General features: G+C 31.4%; 22 protein-coding genes and 1 pseudogene. 14 read left to right on the top strand and 9 right to left on the bottom strand.

What is annotated here, in order from left to right; genetic code table 11:
* Positions 1-14: 14 nt before the first annotated feature.
* Positions 15-329: a carboxymuconolactone decarboxylase family protein gene (locus Mjas_RS05780; RefSeq protein ID WP_421077235.1), complete on the bottom strand. Its 315-nt coding sequence runs from the start codon at positions 327-329 to the stop codon at positions 15-17.
* A gap of 182 nt (positions 330-511) precedes the next feature.
* Between Mjas_RS05780 and Mjas_RS05775 the strand changes: the two genes are divergently transcribed.
* A complete protein-coding gene (locus Mjas_RS05775) occupies positions 512-1,330 on the top strand; it encodes an ABC transporter substrate-binding protein (RefSeq protein ID WP_421077234.1) in 819 nt (272 codons plus the stop codon).
* Here the strand turns inward: Mjas_RS05775 and Mjas_RS05770 are convergent, their stop codons facing one another.
* Together Mjas_RS05770 and Mjas_RS05765 are read right to left on the bottom strand one after the other, a co-directional pair.
* A complete protein-coding gene (locus tag Mjas_RS05770; RefSeq protein WP_421078587.1) occupies positions 1,331-1,882 on the bottom strand; it encodes a hypothetical protein in 552 nt (183 codons plus the stop codon).
* A 77-nt stretch (positions 1,883-1,959) separates the two neighbouring features.
* Positions 1,960-2,382 carry a hypothetical protein gene (locus tag Mjas_RS05765; RefSeq protein WP_421077233.1) on the bottom strand — a complete coding sequence of 141 codons (423 nt, stop codon included), beginning with the start codon at positions 2,380-2,382 and terminating at the stop codon, positions 1,960-1,962.
* Positions 2,383-2,480: 98 nt separating this feature from the next.
* Here Mjas_RS05765 and Mjas_RS05760 point away from each other — a divergent pair.
* The 3 genes and pseudogenes from Mjas_RS05760 to Mjas_RS05750 form a co-directional block, all read left to right on the top strand.
* Positions 2,481-2,720 (top strand): annotated as a pseudogene (locus tag Mjas_RS05760) (iron ABC transporter substrate-binding protein); the annotation flags it as partial.
* 71 nt (positions 2,721-2,791) lie between these two features.
* Positions 2,792-4,420, top strand: a complete 1,629-nt coding sequence (locus tag Mjas_RS05755) for an ABC transporter permease (RefSeq protein ID WP_421077232.1) — start codon at positions 2,792-2,794, stop codon at positions 4,418-4,420.
* 59 nt (positions 4,421-4,479) lie between these two features.
* A complete protein-coding gene (locus tag Mjas_RS05750) occupies positions 4,480-5,469 on the top strand; it encodes an ABC transporter ATP-binding protein (protein WP_421077231.1) in 990 nt (329 codons plus the stop codon).
* On the opposite strand, the gene Mjas_RS05745 is transcribed toward Mjas_RS05750, so the two are convergent.
* The 6 genes from Mjas_RS05745 to Mjas_RS05720 all read right to left on the bottom strand — a co-directional run bounded on the left by Mjas_RS05745 (position 5,452) and on the right by Mjas_RS05720 (position 10,148).
* Positions 5,452-6,024 (bottom strand): hypothetical protein, encoded by a 573-nt coding sequence (locus Mjas_RS05745; RefSeq protein ID WP_421077230.1) that lies wholly within the window; start codon positions 6,022-6,024, stop codon positions 5,452-5,454. The two genes, Mjas_RS05750 and Mjas_RS05745, sit on opposite strands and share 18 nt — an antisense overlap.
* A gap of 11 nt (positions 6,025-6,035) precedes the next feature.
* Positions 6,036-7,334 carry a 2,3-bisphosphoglycerate-independent phosphoglycerate mutase gene (gene apgM / locus Mjas_RS05740; RefSeq protein WP_421077229.1) on the bottom strand — a complete coding sequence of 433 codons (1,299 nt, stop codon included), beginning with the start codon at positions 7,332-7,334 and terminating at the stop codon, positions 6,036-6,038.
* A gap of 65 nt (positions 7,335-7,399) precedes the next feature.
* On the bottom strand, positions 7,400-8,155 hold the full coding sequence (locus Mjas_RS05735; RefSeq protein ID WP_421078586.1) for a hypothetical protein: 756 nt from the start codon (positions 8,153-8,155) through the stop codon (positions 7,400-7,402).
* Between the two features lie 113 nt (positions 8,156-8,268).
* The gene (locus tag Mjas_RS05730; RefSeq protein ID WP_421077228.1) at positions 8,269-8,973 is read right to left on the bottom strand and encodes a sugar phosphate isomerase/epimerase family protein; all 705 of its coding nucleotides are present in this window, start codon (positions 8,971-8,973) and stop codon (positions 8,269-8,271) included.
* Positions 8,974-9,135: 162 nt separating this feature from the next.
* Positions 9,136-9,552 (bottom strand): hypothetical protein, encoded by a 417-nt coding sequence (locus Mjas_RS05725; protein WP_421077227.1) that lies wholly within the window; start codon positions 9,550-9,552, stop codon positions 9,136-9,138.
* A gap of 185 nt (positions 9,553-9,737) precedes the next feature.
* Positions 9,738-10,148 carry a CopG family ribbon-helix-helix protein gene (locus Mjas_RS05720; RefSeq protein WP_421077226.1) on the bottom strand — a complete coding sequence of 137 codons (411 nt, stop codon included), beginning with the start codon at positions 10,146-10,148 and terminating at the stop codon, positions 9,738-9,740.
* Between the two features lie 450 nt (positions 10,149-10,598).
* Here Mjas_RS05720 and Mjas_RS05715 point away from each other — a divergent pair, with 450 nt between their 5' ends.
* The 10 genes from Mjas_RS05715 to Mjas_RS05670 all read left to right on the top strand — a co-directional run bounded on the left by Mjas_RS05715 (position 10,599) and on the right by Mjas_RS05670 (position 17,125).
* Positions 10,599-10,952, top strand: a complete 354-nt coding sequence (locus tag Mjas_RS05715) for a hypothetical protein (RefSeq protein WP_421077225.1) — start codon at positions 10,599-10,601, stop codon at positions 10,950-10,952.
* Positions 10,877-11,860 carry an RNA-guided endonuclease InsQ/TnpB family protein gene (locus tag Mjas_RS05710; protein ID WP_421078585.1) on the top strand — a complete coding sequence of 328 codons (984 nt, stop codon included), beginning with the start codon at positions 10,877-10,879 and terminating at the stop codon, positions 11,858-11,860. The genes Mjas_RS05715 and Mjas_RS05710 overlap by 76 nt, the downstream gene beginning before the upstream one ends.
* A 36-nt stretch (positions 11,861-11,896) precedes the next feature.
* Positions 11,897-12,172 (top strand): hypothetical protein, encoded by a 276-nt coding sequence (locus tag Mjas_RS05705; protein ID WP_421077224.1) that lies wholly within the window; start codon positions 11,897-11,899, stop codon positions 12,170-12,172.
* A gap of 153 nt (positions 12,173-12,325) precedes the next feature.
* Positions 12,326-12,913: a transposase gene (locus Mjas_RS05700; protein ID WP_421077172.1), complete on the top strand. Its 588-nt coding sequence runs from the start codon at positions 12,326-12,328 to the stop codon at positions 12,911-12,913.
* Between the two features lie 28 nt (positions 12,914-12,941).
* Complete coding sequence (locus Mjas_RS05695) at positions 12,942-13,181, top strand: hypothetical protein (RefSeq protein ID WP_421077171.1); 240 nt, start codon at positions 12,942-12,944, stop codon at positions 13,179-13,181.
* A 61-nt stretch (positions 13,182-13,242) separates the two neighbouring features.
* A complete protein-coding gene (locus Mjas_RS05690) occupies positions 13,243-14,409 on the top strand; it encodes a bifunctional 5,6,7,8-tetrahydromethanopterin hydro-lyase/3-hexulose-6-phosphate synthase (protein WP_421077223.1) in 1,167 nt (388 codons plus the stop codon).
* A 58-nt stretch (positions 14,410-14,467) separates the two neighbouring features.
* A complete protein-coding gene (locus Mjas_RS05685; protein WP_421077222.1) occupies positions 14,468-14,767 on the top strand; it encodes a hypothetical protein in 300 nt (99 codons plus the stop codon).
* 311 nt (positions 14,768-15,078) lie between these two features.
* Positions 15,079-15,294 carry a DUF2283 domain-containing protein gene (locus Mjas_RS05680; protein ID WP_421077221.1) on the top strand — a complete coding sequence of 72 codons (216 nt, stop codon included), beginning with the start codon at positions 15,079-15,081 and terminating at the stop codon, positions 15,292-15,294.
* A 166-nt stretch (positions 15,295-15,460) separates the two neighbouring features.
* On the top strand, positions 15,461-16,531 hold the full coding sequence (gene cobT, locus Mjas_RS05675) for a nicotinate mononucleotide-dependent phosphoribosyltransferase CobT (protein WP_421077220.1): 1,071 nt from the start codon (positions 15,461-15,463) through the stop codon (positions 16,529-16,531).
* A 147-nt stretch (positions 16,532-16,678) separates the two neighbouring features.
* Complete coding sequence (locus Mjas_RS05670; protein WP_421077219.1) at positions 16,679-17,125, top strand: methanogenesis marker 6 protein; 447 nt, start codon at positions 16,679-16,681, stop codon at positions 17,123-17,125.
* Positions 17,126-17,245 lie beyond the last annotated feature (120 nt).

Raw genomic sequence — 17,245 nt, 5'->3', positions numbered from 1 at the left:
AAGAAATAATGCGATTATAGCTCATACAATATTTTTATAGCTTTTGTGAATGCAGGCATACCTGATGTTAATAATACTACTCTTAATACATCACATATTTCCTCTTTTGTAATACCGAGCTCAGCCATTCCACTTTTCATCTGTTTTTTAGTTGCTTTTTCATCTCCTGTTGATGCTGCAATGCCGATTGCTATCAACTTTTGGGTTTTGTAATCCAAGACCTTTCCAGAATATACCGCGTTGTTTAATTTAACAATTGCCTCATATATGTCTGGACAATCTTCTTTAACATACTTCATTCCTTCTCCTACAAAGACTTCATTTTTCATAGTTTCCCCTCTTTTTTATTTTAATTCTTTTATTATTTACAATATAATTATTCCCATTTTAGTATATATTATTTTTGATATGAGCTCACATAAACCTCATGCCATTAAAAAATCTAAATAATAAATTATAAATATTAATCTCAATTAAGAACACACCATACATCAGTAAATAAGGTGAAATTGTGAAAAAATACGTGCCTATTCTTGCCATACTTGGGATAATTTTGTCTTTGAGTGTCTGCGGATGTATTAATGACCAGAGCTCTACATCCACACCATCAAAAAGTAATCCAACAGAAGAAAAGGTTATCAATATCTATGCTGCCTACGGTGGATTGGATACAATTGCAAAAGAATTTGAAAAAGATACTGGCATAAAAGTAAATTATGTTTCGATGTCATCAGGAGAAGCGTTATCTCGACTTATGGCAGAAAAAAACAATCCTTCATGTGATGTATGGTTCGGTGGGGGTATTGATGCCTTCATAAAGGCTAAAAATGAAGGTTTATTGATGCCTTATAAATCTCCAAATGCAAAGTATATAGATAGTAAATTTGTAGATAAAGAGCATTACTGGACTGGCGTATCCCTTGTTACAATTGGAGTTTTGGAAAACACCAAATTACTCAAAGATAAAAATCTTCCAGAACCAAAAACATGGGATGATTTGATAAAACCAGAATATAAGGGGGAACTCATAGCATCAAATCCAACAATATCTGGAACAGCATATTTCACAATATGCGGAATACTCCAAATGAAAGGAAAAGATGAAGGTTGGAAATACCTTGATAAATTTTATGAAAATACCCCCTTTTTAACAAAAAGAGGTTCTGGACCCGGTAATGTTGTTATTTCAGGAGAATATACTTTTGGAGTATCTCCTGACCCACATATTGCTCAAATGAAAAATCCTAATGCACCAATAAAATCAGTATATCTTGATAAAGTGGTTTGGTGGCCTTCACCAGTTGCAATAGTTAAAGACCTGACAGTGTGATTATGATATTCCTTTCTTTATTAGTTCTTTACCACACTTTTTAACGATTTCATAAAACGATAATCCATAGTTGTAGCTTAAGTATTCGATGCAGTTTGATACTACCGCCATAAATCTAATGAATCCAATATTACTCTTTTCAGAAGTTATGTAATTCCCTTCAACTTCTAAAATCGATTTATCCCTTTTATGTTTTTCTTCTATCTTTGGTCTCTTCATATACTCGATTATAATGTTCTCCGCCTTCTTTTTATAGTTTGTAGAGACTAAATACTTAGGTTTTTTCTGATTTTCCATTTGCACAGCAACGATTTTAACCTTGCCAACATTTGGAATATTCACAATCCTATCGGATAATTTGAACTCTATTCCATTAATCGTCCTTAATTTGAACTTTCTTTTTTGAAAATCCTTTTCGAACAATTCTTCCACTTTAACCTTCTTACTGAAAAACTCGATTATAATGTTTTTCCTAAGTTTGCCAATGTATTCGATTCCCAATTCCTTACATACCTTTAGAATTTTCTTTGTTGTGATAAAACTGTCCCCTATAACCGTCCTGATGTTAGTTTGAGATAAAAATTCAATGATTTCAATAAATATGTTTGTGGATTTTTTGTCGAGTGGTTTTATCGTAGTGTGAATAGTATAAAGCCCTTTTTTTTGTGATAGATACAGCAGTTTATTTGCTCTTGATATAGTTTGCTATGATTTTCGATGTAATTGTATCTAATACTACAACCATAAATGTTTTCACTCCATCTTCTTAATAATGTTGAATCGATTATTGCAGCGTATTTAAATCTATTGTCATTCAAAATGTCGGGAAGGTTTAATAATTGAGCGTATAAGTAAAACTCTTCTTCGAAGAGTTTTTGCAAGTTTTTAACGATAGTTGTTCTGTGGATTTTTGAAATACTTTCTGAAAATGCTTTAATAGTTTTTATCGGCGTTAACGTTCTAACCAATGCAAACTTAGATAATTCTTCCGAACAGTTAAATCCTAAACTATTTATAGAATTAGTGAGCATATTACTTAATGTCTTTAGCATGCTGAATTCACCGTTTTTTAATGAGATATTTAACTACTACCTATTTCTATTTTTTGATTTTAAAGATGGTATTGTTAATTCACACTGTCAGTAAAGACTGCAAACATCCAAACAATGCAAAGAAATTTGTGGATTGGGTATTGTCAAAAAGAGGGCAAGAAGTTTTAATGAATGCAAGTCCAAGAGTTCCCGTAAGAAGTGATATAAAAACCCTTGAAGGAGTTCCAAATCCTAGTGAATTAGATTTCATAGACATGGACTTTGTATATTGGGGAGAGCATAGGGATGAAGTTTTAAATGAGTGGAAAAATAGATATCAATCAATAATAACAAAATAACACCTTAATTCATAATTATCATATCTACCACTCTCTCTATATTAATATACTAATACTTTTTTGGTGTTTGTATGGATTACAAAAGATTCGAAAAGATGGCAAGTATAAAATTTACAAAATATTTGTCCCATCTGATAGGATTTATTTTTTTATTAATATTTGTGGCATTTCCCATATCCTCCGTTCTTATACAGTCATTTTATGATGACGGATTTACATTAAGAAACTACATAGAATTTATTAAAAACCCATACTATTACAGTATTTTAAAAAACAGTTTAATGGTAGCATGTTTATCGACTACATTATCATTATTTATGGGATTATTGTTTTCATTGCTTATTTTTAAAACAGATATTAAAGGAAAGATTTTTTTAAAAATTGCCGTATTGCTCCCAATAATTACCCCCGGATTTATAGATTCACTGGCTTATGTATTTCTATTTGGAAGGCATGGATTAATAACCTACGGGCTTTTGGGATTGGAACCAAACATATACGGCTGGAAAAGTGTAGTTATTCTTCAATCAATTGATTATACCACCACGGCATTTTTAATAATATCCGCTGTTTTGCTGGGCATATCTTCCAATTTAGAAGACGCCGCTAGAAATTTAGGTTCCAACGAATTTAAGGTTTTCAAAAATATCACATTTCCCCTACTTCTCCCGGGAATATTAAGTGCTGGGCTTTTAATATTTATGAGCTCTATGGCAGATTTTGGAACTCCCATTATAGTTGGTGGAAATTTCAACACCCTTGCAACAGCTTCTTATTTTGAAATAATAGGCAACTTTAATACGGCCATGGCTTCAACATTGAGCGTAATCTTGTTAATACCTTCTTTAATATTGTTTGCATTATACAACAGACTTTACAAAGAGCATGGTCAAAAAACCATGAAAATAAAACCTTATTCAATAAAGGGGAGATACAAACTATTACTATCTCTACCACCTATGGTTTTTGCCGTTGTAGTTTGTATGTTATTTTCAGCGGTATTTCTAGCCGCATTTACAAAGAGTTTTGGATACAACTACACATTCACGTTGAATTATCTTATAGAAGCATTACAGAAGGGCATGCCTGCATTAAAAAATACCGTAATATTTGCACTATCATCAAGTATATTGGTTGGATTGATGGGCATGGTTTTTGCATATATGATTGTAAGAGATAGATTTTTTGGGCGAAAAATGCTGGATTTAATAATATTACTTCCTTTTGCCATTCCGGGAACATTTATGGGTATTGGCTATCTACTGGCTTTCAATACTCAACCCCTGTTATTGACTGGGACATCTTTAATTATTATTTTAAATTGTGTTGTTAGAAAACTTCCGTTTTCATATAAAACTGGATATACCACACTTTCTCAAATAGAAAAATCCATAGAAGAAGCATCTCTTAATTTAGGTGCAGACAAATTAAAAACATTTTATAAGATTGTTTTGCCTATGTTAAAGCCTGCAATAATTTTCAGCATGATATATACATTTATTGCCACGGTAAAAACTTTGGGTTCAATTATATTCCTTATAACTGCAAACACAAAGGTTTTGTCTGCCATGGTGTTTGAAGCTACAATTAACGATGAATTTGGAGTTGCAGCCTGTTATTCCCTAATGATGATAATTTTGTCAGTTGTTGGTGTGCTATTAATCTGGAAGCTAAAAGGTAAAAATTTTATTGCTGATTAATGCCATGCTCCATAAAAATACACCTCATAAATCAAATCTAATTTTAATAAGGTGATAAAATGGCAATTCTAAAACTCGCCAATGTATCAAAGTCATATTCCAACATAAAAATTTTGGACAACATAAATTTTGAATGTGAAAATGAGCTCATCTCATTACTGGGACCAAGTGGGTGTGGGAAGACCACCTGCCTAAGGACAATAGCAGGTTTTGAAATGCCCGATAATGGGAAGATTTTTTTAAATGGGAAGGATATTACTAACATTCCACCAAATAAGAGAAATATAGGCATGGTGTTTCAAAACTACGCACTTTTTCCCCATCTAAACGTTTATGAAAACGTAGCCTATGGTTTAAAAATAAAAAAATTAAAAAAGAATGAGATAAAAGAAAAGGTTAAAGATGCATTGAATATGGTTAATTTAGAAGGATTTGAGAATTACAATATAAATGAGTTAAGCGGTGGGATGCAGCAAAGGGTGGCAGTAGCTCGGGCATTGGTAATCGAACCAGAAGTATTACTACTTGACGAACCCCTTAGCAATTTAGATGCAAAATTGAGAATAAAGATGAGGAAAGAGTTAAAAAAACTTCAAAGGGACTTAAATATACCTTCCATATATGTTACGCATGACCAGGAGGAGGCATTGGCAATATCCGATAGAATAGGGGTTATGAATAACGGCAAAATTGAACAGTTGGATATGCCCGAAAATATATATGCCTGCCCAAAAACAGAATTCATCGCAAACTTTATAGGAAATATAAATGAGGTTCCAAAAAATATTCTAACTTATTTAAATATGCCCTATGATAAGGAATATAAATATTTTGTGAGACCCGAGAATATAACTGTGGGAAAGGGAGATTTTACTGGAAAAATAGTAGATATTGAATATCTTGGCAACCTTGTGAGATATGCCATAAAATATAGGGATAATATATTAATTTCTGAAATTCATAATACAAAAATGATGTTAAAAGAAGGGGATGAGGTTTCATTTAATATTAAAAAAGATAGTATTTTAAAATTAACCCAGAATATTTAAAAACTCTTTTATCAGTTTTTCATAGGCATTATTTTTATTATTTTTGTTTTCAAGTTCAATTTTATCATTTATACATCTTTTTTTCCATTCTTCGCATAATTTTTTGTTTATATTTAATTCTTTCAGCAAATCACAATTGCCCCTAAAAATATGGTCTTTAAAATAGTTATAATCAACCCCATATTCTTTTTTCAAAAAATAATCAAGATAGTTGTATATTTTCAAATTTTCTTCAAGAGGTATGTTGTATTTTAATCGTATGTTGTATTTCCATAAGTTATCAATTTTTATGTGTATATCATACCCCAAACAAAAGGAATATTCTACACTATTTTTTGGTTCGAAGAATTCAAAAACATTATTGTCATAAAAATGAGTAATCCTTCTCTCTAATTTAGAAATATGGTTTATATCTGGAATCACACAGCCAAAATAAAAGTTGTCCAAATCAATACTATTTATTATTTTTTTATTATTTGCGATATTAAAATCTGTGATTTTATGATTTTCCAAAAATAATTTTCCAAAAACCAAATGGGCATATGCATTGGGCATTTTTTCACTTATTATTCTTTTAAATGCTCAATATCATCATCATTTGGAATATATCTTAAAATAGAGCTCCCACTTCTCAAACCATAAAGCAGAGCTCTGTCAGTATAGTTCAAAATAACATTCATCAAATCTTTTGAAAATATCCTTAAATGACCTTTTGAGCATACTCTTTCGTTAAATTCTTTAACATCATCAAATCGGATATTTTTTCCAACAACCACTATGGGAACGCTTTCCCCCGAATGAATAAGACTTCCAACAGAAGGTGTTGAGTGGTCGGCGGTAATTACTACTAAATTTTCATCCAAATTAATGTTTAAAAGTGGGGCTAAATATTTATCAATCTTTTCAATTACTTTAACCTTATTCATAGGATTTTTTGTGTGTGCAGCTTCATCTGTTTCTTTTGTATGAATGTGGATAAAATCATAATCCATTAACTTTATTCCAGTATTTACCGCAGTTTCAAAGTCCTCAATAGCCATGTAATCCATTTTCAAAAGTTTTGATAGTCCTTTAAAAACAGCACTATTTGCTATAATAATTCCATTCATCCCCCATTTTTCTTTAAATGATGGAATATCATCCTCATATTTCCCAGCCCATTTTGTCAGCAGAAAGTTTGCAGGTTGTTTTTGTTTCCTCCTTCTCTTAATATTTATATCGTGGTTTTCAAGGATTTTATGACATTTTAGCAGATATTTATTTAATGCATTGCATGTGCTTTCTGCTTTTCTATATTCCATGTCATTTTTACATAATTCCTTTACAGGAGATACCTTCATTACATGCCTATCTTTGTAGAACGGGTCGGAATCAGAAATTTTATCTGAAATCCATCCATTTTCCTCTTTTATTTTTAATATAAAATGCACATCATAAGAATACTTTAATTCAAATTCATAGCCATCAACAAAATTTGGAAGTGAATTGATTAGTTTTTTTATTTCTCCTTCGGATATGTTTTTTGTTCTCCGGTCCATCACATAATATCCCTTTTCATCAGATTTTACAAATCCAAGGGATGCCCTTAAATAAATAGCATTATCCTCCATCACCATATCTTCCCCAAGTGCTTCAATAACACCCCTTCCAGGAAAGTCCTCAATGGAATACCCCCACAGTAAAAAATGGGCAATCTCTGTCCCCAATGGAATGCCTTCCCTATATGGGACCATTAGTCCAGTCATTCCTTTTTCCGCAAGCTTATCCAAATTTGGAGTTTCGGAATATTCAAGTGGTGTTTTTCCCCCTAAAATTTCCGAGCTCCTATCACCCAACCCATCAAGAAGTATCAAAATGGTTCTCATAATATCACCAAAATTAAAAAATAATGCAAATAAATATAAAACAACACATACTAAATAATAAATACTTAAATAAAGTTTTTTACAATCTCAATATATCTAAAATCCCCTTCATAACCTTTTTTTAAAATCTCAACTGATGATGGATATATAAATTCATTCAATATGCCCAATATATTTTCTTTATCAAAAATAACCTTCCCATCCTTATCCCGGTAATTTCCGCTGAATACGCATGAAAATTGATTTTTCCCCTGCTCCCATTTGTAGCCGATAATTTCTTTTATCTCTTCCCCTTCTTTTACATCCTTTACAGATAATAGGAGCTCTACATCAAACTCACTACATAGTTTATGATATGTCTCCAAAACTTCTTTAAACTGGTCGATTTTAAAATCTTCGTTGTGGTGGATTCTCTCCCCACTTATTATCTTTCCACTCAATTGCTTTGCAATAGGAATTCGTATAATCCTTAAATATGCATGGCATCCAATACATGGTGTATAATAGTTGTATTTCTTTGATATCATCACTGCAAACCTGCCATTCAATGCATTCCAAAGTTTTGGCTCAAACATGAAGTGAAGTGGCAAAAGAGTTTTATTTTCATACAGTTGATTGATTCTCTTGTTTAAAAGTTTCCAATTTTTATAAAATATATCCATGTCCCCATAGTCTGTTCCAGTAAATGCCACTATTGGAAGAACAATATTTATATCATTACTTTCCATCGCCTTTATTATTGCTGCGGCACTGTCCCTCCCTGAAAATTCCCCAATTACTATATCTTTCAAATCCATACTCTCATTATTAATTATATCCATGGTTTCTTTTGAAAGTTCCAATTCTTTAAATGACCTTTTGAAATCGATAAAATTATCATTATAATCAATTATGTTCAAGATTTCACCATTATATTTCTATATTTTTAAGTATCTTATTTGTGGTCATTTAAATAATTTTTCAACAGATTTTTTGTATGTATGATTTCATCCAGTTTCATAAGTTCAATGAGCCAGAAATCACATTTATTGTCTAATAGTTTGTCCAAAATTGGTCTTAAATTATCCAGATTATCCGGTGCAATATGCCCTATGTTATCCTTTTCGAGCTCATACACATGAACGTTATATATCCTGTCGGAAAACAAATCAATGAATTCCTCCCTATCATTATAGCCCACATGACCGATATCAAAAGTTATGTTGCAGTCGCAAATATCTGCCATTTCAACTACATTGTTGGGGTTTGATGAAAATCCTGTCCTTAAATTTTCAATACATAACGTTATATTGTTCCTTTTTGCATAATTGCTTATTTCTAATAAATTATTTATCAATGTATCCTTATCAGGTTCTCTTCCATTGTGCAAATGAATTGTTAGATAATCATATCCTTTTATTTCATCAATTATATTTTTTAAAGCTATTAAACAGGTTTTATTTTTATCTTTTGGATTTCCTAAATCAATTATTGGTGCGTGGAATCCTACGATAAATTCGTTTTTTATTATTTTTGGATAGTAATGAAGTCCCCAGTCAATGTATTTGAAATTTACATCAGTAGGATTTCGAACCGAATTTTCAACCAATGAATGCCAGGGCATTTCCTTCAACTTTGAACGCATACAAACACCGAGCATAAAAATCACCGTCTAAATAATTAATCTTTATATTATGTATTAGATTATATAAACATTATCATTAAAAAAATTAATGTTATGTATTTAAATTTTTGGATTATAATATTAAAAACATAAAAAATATGTCAATATTAAAAAGAGAAAAATAGTTAAATTATTTGCTTATTCAATATTCGAAATAATAATTTTTGTTAATATCATACTCAAATAAGCAGCTCTCTTTGGTTTTACGATTATTGAGGAGTGCCTATCTTCTTTGTGGAATCCCACCAATATAGATGCAGTTCTTCTTTCATCTGCTGGAAGTATTGCTATCGAAATTCTACTGCTTTCATTTGCAAAACAAGTTCCAACATCTTGTATTTTCTGTAATTTTACGCCCTCTCTTTTGAATTTTTTGTTTATATTTTCTGCGGTTATTACACCACTGTTTAATAGAGTTATTAATAATGATGTGGTTTCTTCATCCATATTTACAGATTCTATTTCTTCATTATCTTCATTTGTTAGTGTTAATATAACTAAACCATCTTTATATTCAGGAACCAAAGTCTTCCCCTGTGCGCCGGATATGTGCATTCCCTCACCTTTGAAAAATTTTATGCATTACCATTACATAGTTATATTTTTATATATTTAATGAATATAATTATAAAAGTTTATTGGTATATATAGATTATGTTTTTATAAAAATAAAGAGTTTTAATCATTGGTAGTTAGAGTATGTTATGGTATTGGCCCACAAATAAATGTTTGCGCCTAATTTATGATTTTTTATTTTTATTCTTATTTTCAAAACCCACTGTTGCCAATTTCGCATATTTTATATCATTGATACTTTTTAGATTCTCTGTTAATTTAATAATTTCTTCCTTTGGACCTTTTAAAACCATTACTCTTAAAAATTCGTTATTTATAATGTAATTAATTGAGGTTACTATAATATTCCTATACCCCTGCTCAACATCCAAAACTTTTTTATGGACATTTAATGGATATATTAGGGTGATTTCTCCAGCTCTTGAACCTATTTGATGAAGCCACTCATATTTTTTTATATACTCAATTAATGCATCTCTAATTACCTCAGACCTTGATTTATTTGATTCCTTAATGACGTCCTCTAAGTCTTTCAAAAGACTTTTTTGAATAGTCATGGTTATTCTTTCAGCCATACAACCACCAGTTTTATAAATAACATCAAGTATATAATGAAAAGACATGCACATGTTGCAACAGTGTAATATTAAATAATATCATATATTACGGAATAAATAAATAGTATTATATATACGTTATTATTTTCGTCAAATTTATTAACATTAATAAAAAAATATTCTCAATTCATAGGATGGAATATATAAGCTGAGTCTTATTCGGAAAAATGAATATTAGAGATATTCTAAATTATAGTGTGCGAAGCGTATGGTGACATAAAATTTCAAAGAAATTAATTTTTTACGATAAACCGCCGAGAAAGCCAACGATTTTAATCGTTATACAAAACAAGGTTTTGTAAAATCTCTTATGAGATTGGATGATAGGCGGACATCATTTTTTTATATACTTCACTACATAATATGAGTGTAATTAGAATAATGGCATATATAAATTTGGTGAATTCCATGCAAGTAACCAGAGTGCTGACAATAAACCTAACCAGAAGTTTAAATAATGAACAATTAACAATCATAAACCATTTAACCTATTCAGCATCAAAACTCTGGAATACATCCAACTACGAAGTAATACAGCGAAATATTAAACCAAATAAAATAGATGTTCAAATGAAGAACAACTTCTGGTTTAAAAACCTGCACTCACAGTCAGCACAGGCAGTATGTCAAAAACTTCAAATTAGACGAAAACCTTCGGTTTTCGTTGCTCGCTTGCTACGCAAGCGATTGCATGGCAAAACTACTTCAAACAGCACACTAAAAGACCACGATACCAACCAAAAGATGGACACTTTCCCGTAAAATGGAAGAAGCAAGGTTTCAAAATCATAGGCAATAAGTTAAGGTTATCATTATCTAAACAAACTAAAAACTATCTCAAAGAGAAGCATGGTATCAAGTCCAAGTACTTATGGGTAGATTTATCGAAAACTCTACCGCTTGATACCATGCAGGTTAAAGAAGTTGAGATAGTTCCGCAGACCATCTATGGGATAACCTACTACATACTTCACTTAATCCATAAGAAACCAGTAATTCAAGAACCTATCAAAGAAGGTAATATACTAAGTATTGATTTAGGAATTAAGAATTTAGCAACAGTAGTAACCAATACGGGCAGTGCAGTAATCTACGATGGAAGAAGGTTAATTTCTAAATTCCGATGGTTTGCTAAAAGTAAAGGAAAAATCCAATCTACCCTAACAAAGCAAGAGTTAAAATATAATAAACGATTATCCCGCTTAACAGTAAGGGAAAAGAATTATACTAAGGATTATCTACATAAAATAAGTAAAATGATTATCGATTTTGCAGTGGATAACAAAGTTTCAAGGATTGTAATCGGCGAGTTAAACAAAGGCATTTCAAGTATTGACATTGGAGATAGGGTTAATCAGCAATTGCATAGAATACCTTTTGGTAGGTTAGTAAGTATGATAACATATAAGGCAGAGGAAAAGGGATTAACAGTAGAACAGGTTAATGAAGCTTATACTTCTCAAACTTGCAGTAATTGTGGTGTAGTTAAAAAGAGTAATAGGAAGTATAGGGGTTTGTATGTGTGTAGTGAGTGTGGCATGGTTTTGAATGCAGACATTAACGGGGCTTTGAATATTTTAAAAAAAGTATCGCATAAGGTAGCCCTGAATCTCCTAAACGGAGATAGGGGTAGTGGGCTTGGCAACCCATGTAGGGTTAGACCCTGCTAAAGAACCCCACGACTTTAGTCGTGGGAGTAGGTCAGAATGCAGGCAATAATTAAAAATGAAGTTGTAGAGCCTGAGGATATTATAAAAATGTATCATACGGATTTTAAAAACATGTTTAAAGTGCCCATGTTTGGAAGTGTAAAGGTTAATCATGATTTAAATTATATAATTGCAGAAACTTCCTATATTGTTGATTTAAACAAATTCATTAGTTCAAATAAGGTAGATAAAGAGTCAATCTTTGAAAAGCTAAATGATGTAATTAACACACTATCTACACATTTAGAGCCATTAAAAAAGACTTTTGAATAACGATAAAATAATAAAAAATAAAAATAGAAAAAGGTAAAACCAATAAAGAGACATGATTTATAAAAAAATTATAAAAAATAAAATAAAAGATAAATAGTATGGGTCAAAATATATAACCTATACTAAATATAATATTATAAAAAAGACGATAATATGAAGGCTGAGGAAGTGGTAAATGAGATAATTACATCAGATTTAATTGACCGAATCCCTAAACGAAGAAAGGTAGGGAGAAAAGGATATAATTTAGAGTTGAGGCTTAAACTATTAGTGTATGCCTTTTTAAAAGGCATACATTCAAATAGAGCGTTAGTATTACACTTACAAAATAATCCACAGATTTTAACTGCATTAGGATTTAAATCCTGCCCTGGTAGAAGAACCATCGATAGATGGAAAAAATCCCTAGATGAAGAATTGCATGCAATAATTACTTTATTAGGTGATAAATATATTGAACTAAATAATCCTGAATGGTCAATATACGATAGCACTCCAATAAAAGACGAAACAGATATTGAGGGAAAGATAGGATATAACAGTGTAGGAATGTTTAAAGGCTTTAAATTACATTTAGCAGTAGATAAGTTAGGAATACCATTAAGAGCAGAATTTACCACAGCAAATACTCACGATTGTAAAGTAGCTGATAAATTATTAGTACCTACCAAAAAGTCCTGTGCAGATGCAGGCTATGATTCAAAAGATTTAAAAAAAAGCGATAGAATTATACAAAAATGAACTAATAACAGCACATAATCCACGGAGATTGGGTAGGAAAAATAAAAAGAAACTTCCTTCGGAAGTTTCTAAGATAAGAGTTAAAATAGAGCACACCAATTCAATATTAAAGAACCGATTTATGAATAAGTTTTGGATTAATATCAAAGGTTATATTCGTAAAAAAGTATTCTGTCTCTGTGCAGTAGTTTCTGCACAGGTTTTAGCACTATATAATCTCATTACCAGAGGTTATCCTTATATGAAGGTATTAGAGGTTAGAGTGTAATATGACCCACACTAAAATAAAAGATAAAAAATAAAAAATAAAAGATTAATTTGAGGATATTATGATAAAATTTGGTGAAGCAGTCCTTGGGAAGGATATAAATGCCATTGTTAATGTAATTATTGGAAAAGGGAATGAAATAGATATTGCATTTACAAACGCACTTACGAGAACTCCATCTCCAATATTTGCAAATCTAAGGGATAATTTAATCGTAAAACCATTATCAATTGTTGTTCCAAGACATAACCTAAACAATGAAATTCAGGATGAGCTCCTACATGGAGTAATTCAATACGGCGTAGCAAAGGCAATTGCAGATTTAGACCTTGACGAAGACTTAAAGGCAGTAATTACTGTTTCTGTCCCAGATATTCCATATACCACACTAAATAAAAGAAAGCTGTTTCATTACTACTATGGTGCAACAAAACTTGCCATCACCAGAGCTCTGAATGAATACCCATCAAAAGAAAAAATAAAAAAGGAAAAATACAGAGCTCTACATCCATTGGTGGGATTCAGAGACATAAGATTGGAAAGACCACCATATTTACAGGTTGCCCTTGATGTTCCAACAATTGAAAATATGGAATTTATAATTGATTCCCTTCCAAAAAGCGATAGGATAATAATTGAAGCAGGAACACCACTTATTAAAAAATACGGCATCGAAGTTATAGAACATATAAGGGAGCTCTACGATGGATACATAGTTGCAGATTTAAAAACACTTGATACAGGTAGAATAGAAGTTAGAATGGCTTTTGAATGCACGGCAAATGCTGTGGTTTTAAGTGGTATTGCCCCAAAAGCCACAATTTTAAAAGGTATTCATGAATGTGAAAAATGCGGAATAATGAGTTATTTGGATACCATAAACATTGACGACCCTTTAAAATTATACAACTCCTTGGAACTAAAACCGGATGTTTTAATGGTGCATAGGGGAATTGATGAAGAAACATTTAATAGGAATAGGTTAAATATAGTCAATACAAACACGAATGCGGACGATGACAAAAAATTAATATTGGGAGTTGCCGGCGGAGTTTCAATAGATAACATTGATGAATTAAAAACCAAATACGATATTTTAGTTGTTGGAAGGGGAATTACAAAATCAAGAGACCCTGGAAGAGTTGCAAGGGCAATTGTAAATAAATTAGGCGACGATATAGAGCAGTATAGATTGTATTTAGATGAGGATGAGGATATTGATTTATAAATATAATTTAATATTTTATTTTTAGGTTGGTATAGGAGCTCCGGTTTATGGTGAAAGGATGGATATTGATGAGGTATTATCTTATCTATTTACTTCTAAAAAGAAGAATTTTAATAAAACTAAACACTATGAAACAAGATTGGAACTTAGGGAAGAGGATTTACCTGATGAAGAAGAAATACTTAAAATCATAACTGAAAATAAACCCGTGGGAATACTAAAACAAAAGGATGGAAAATTTAAAGTATATTATGAGAACAGCGAGGAGCATGATATTGTAGTAGTTATTAGTGTGAAGTGCCCCTTCCTTACGGAAGGGGCTTCCTGCTTCACTGAACGAGCTTGCCATCACCAGTAGTTATTAACTACCTAGGTAGGGGCTCACTTCTCCACAGGCTCACCCCCGCCTTCCGCAGGTGCATGAAAATAGTGTAGAATGAGCTTGGTTTTCGCCCATTTATATGTTTATTTTATTACGTCATAATATTTATATTTTTTGTCGGCTCTCATCCCCCGTAGCGAAGTGGAGGGCTATAAAAATCCCTTCAGGATTTTTATTCAATCCCTTACGGAAGGGTCTTCCCGCCGACATTAGATAAAATCAGTAGAACCATTGTCTATTAATTTAATCACAATATATCCACAAAATAGGAAACGGAGGGAAAAATAATGACTGTTAGTGTTGATTATGATTTTGAAAATGATGACTTATTTATATATAAAAAAGGTGCAAAATCAAAAATAACTATTGATTTAGATAATGTTTTATTGGATTTTGACAGCAAAGATATTGTAGGGATAGAGATATTGGACGCTTCAAAGATATTCAAAGTTGATAAATACGATTTATTAAAAAATTTAATTAAATTTGAAGCTTGTAATTAAAATAACAAAGGATGTAATTAAATTAAATATGAAATTGGAAGTATTAAAAAGAAATAAAGAGATAGTTAGAGAATCTACCATAAAAGGTTTAAATTACAATGGATTAAATGAAGGTGAAATGGAAATCGCTTGCTAAATATTTATTGCCCATAAAAAGGTGTATGTCATGTCAATAATCTCTGTAAATGATAACGATGGATTTTTAGATAAGATAAAAAATAAAAACGTCCAATTTTCCTGTGTAATTTCGTCAATAGAAACTACAAAATACATCCCAATATCAGGAGTTAATAAAAAAGTGATTGAATACACGCCAGCCGCAGATATGGAGCTCGTGGTATTGGGCAAAAGTCTATCCATTTCAACACCGCCGATAGATGCCACAGGATGCCCAAGCCCAGCCACCATAACAAGAGCAAATGTTGATTTAAAGGACATTCCTGTTTTAACAATAGATGCTGGAAGTGCTGTAAAACCAAAAATACCATATATCTCCGTTGATGACAAATCGACGGGGGATATTTATAAAGGTAAGGCGATGGACAACTCAAAAGAGTTATTTAAAATGGGGGAGATTATCGGAAAAAATTTAACATGTGATACCCTTATAATCGGTGAAAGTGTCCCTGGTGGAACTACCACGGCTTTGGGAGTATTGTTGGGATTGGGATACGATGCAAAGGATAAAATAAGCTCCGGCTCTGTTGAAAATCCAAAGGAATTAAAGTTGAATGTTGTTGAAAATGGTTTAAAATATGCAAAATCAAAGGATGTATTTGATGTTTTAAATGCAGTTGGGGACAAGATGATGCCTGTTGTTGCAGGAATGGCGTTCTCATCAGCTAAACGGGGGAGACCTGTCATATTGGCGGGAGGAACTCAGATGGCTTCTGTGCTTTCCGTGATAGGCGAAATAGATAAAAACTATAAAAAAGAAAATATATTAAAGTCAGGATTAATATCAATAGGAACAACTGAATTTGTCTTAAATGATAAAAATGCAGATTTGAAGGGGATTGTTGAACAAATAAATGAGAATGTCCCAATATTTGCATCAAAATTTAACTACGATAAATCGGAGCTCGATGGTTTAAAATCATACTGCAAAGGTTCTGTAAAAGAGGGCGTAGGAGCTGGGGGAATTTCGATATACTCCTATGCAAACGGATTAAACCCTGATGAAGTAAGAGAATACGTTGAGAGAAATTATTATAGATGGTTTAATGTGAATAAATAGGATTTAGGAGTATGAGCTCACCAAATGCTTTATAATGATATTGAAAAAATAACATCTAAAGAACTTGAGAATAAAAGAGGACATAGGAACTTCGAAAAGGTATAAAATAAATGAAAAATATAATATATAAAAATAATAGGTGGTAGCATGAAAACAAAAGTGATAGTTTTATCAGAGGATGCAAAAACATCTCCTTCAAAATTGTTTAGGTTTCTAAATTCATTGGATTACAATATAAAAGTTAAAGAAACATGTTTTGGGGCATATATCGAAGGGGAAGATGAAGTTGTTGATGAAATAGCGAATATTGTTAGAAACCTTGAAAAAAATAAAATATTCTGTAAAGATAGGGGATTTCCAATATGGGATAAGAGAAGATGTAGGGCATTTAGAAAAGGAGGTCCAAGGGAAGGATTTCACCAGCTTGAAGCAGAGCAGAAGGCTTTGGAGTTAATTTCAAAGGGTTTAGAAGAAGTTGAAAAAGAAGATGGATTAAATATTGAAGAAATTGACAGCAAATATAATTCCATATTGGAAAAATATAAAAGACTTGACATTAATAAATTCAAAGAGATTGTTGAAAGTATTGAGTAATTTAAGTATAGTCAATCTACGAACACTCATGATTTATCCATGACATCTTATGTGGATTGACGATAATTTTCCTTTTTTATTTTATTTCAACTTTATTTAAATGGTATCTATTTAAATGGT

Origin of the sequence: Methanothermococcus jasoni, from assembly GCF_049075655.1 — an archaeon.
Classification (GTDB): Archaea; AGJL01; Methanococci; order Methanococcales; family Methanococcaceae; genus Methanofervidicoccus.
This window is presented reverse-complemented; position numbering and strand designations above follow the sequence as displayed.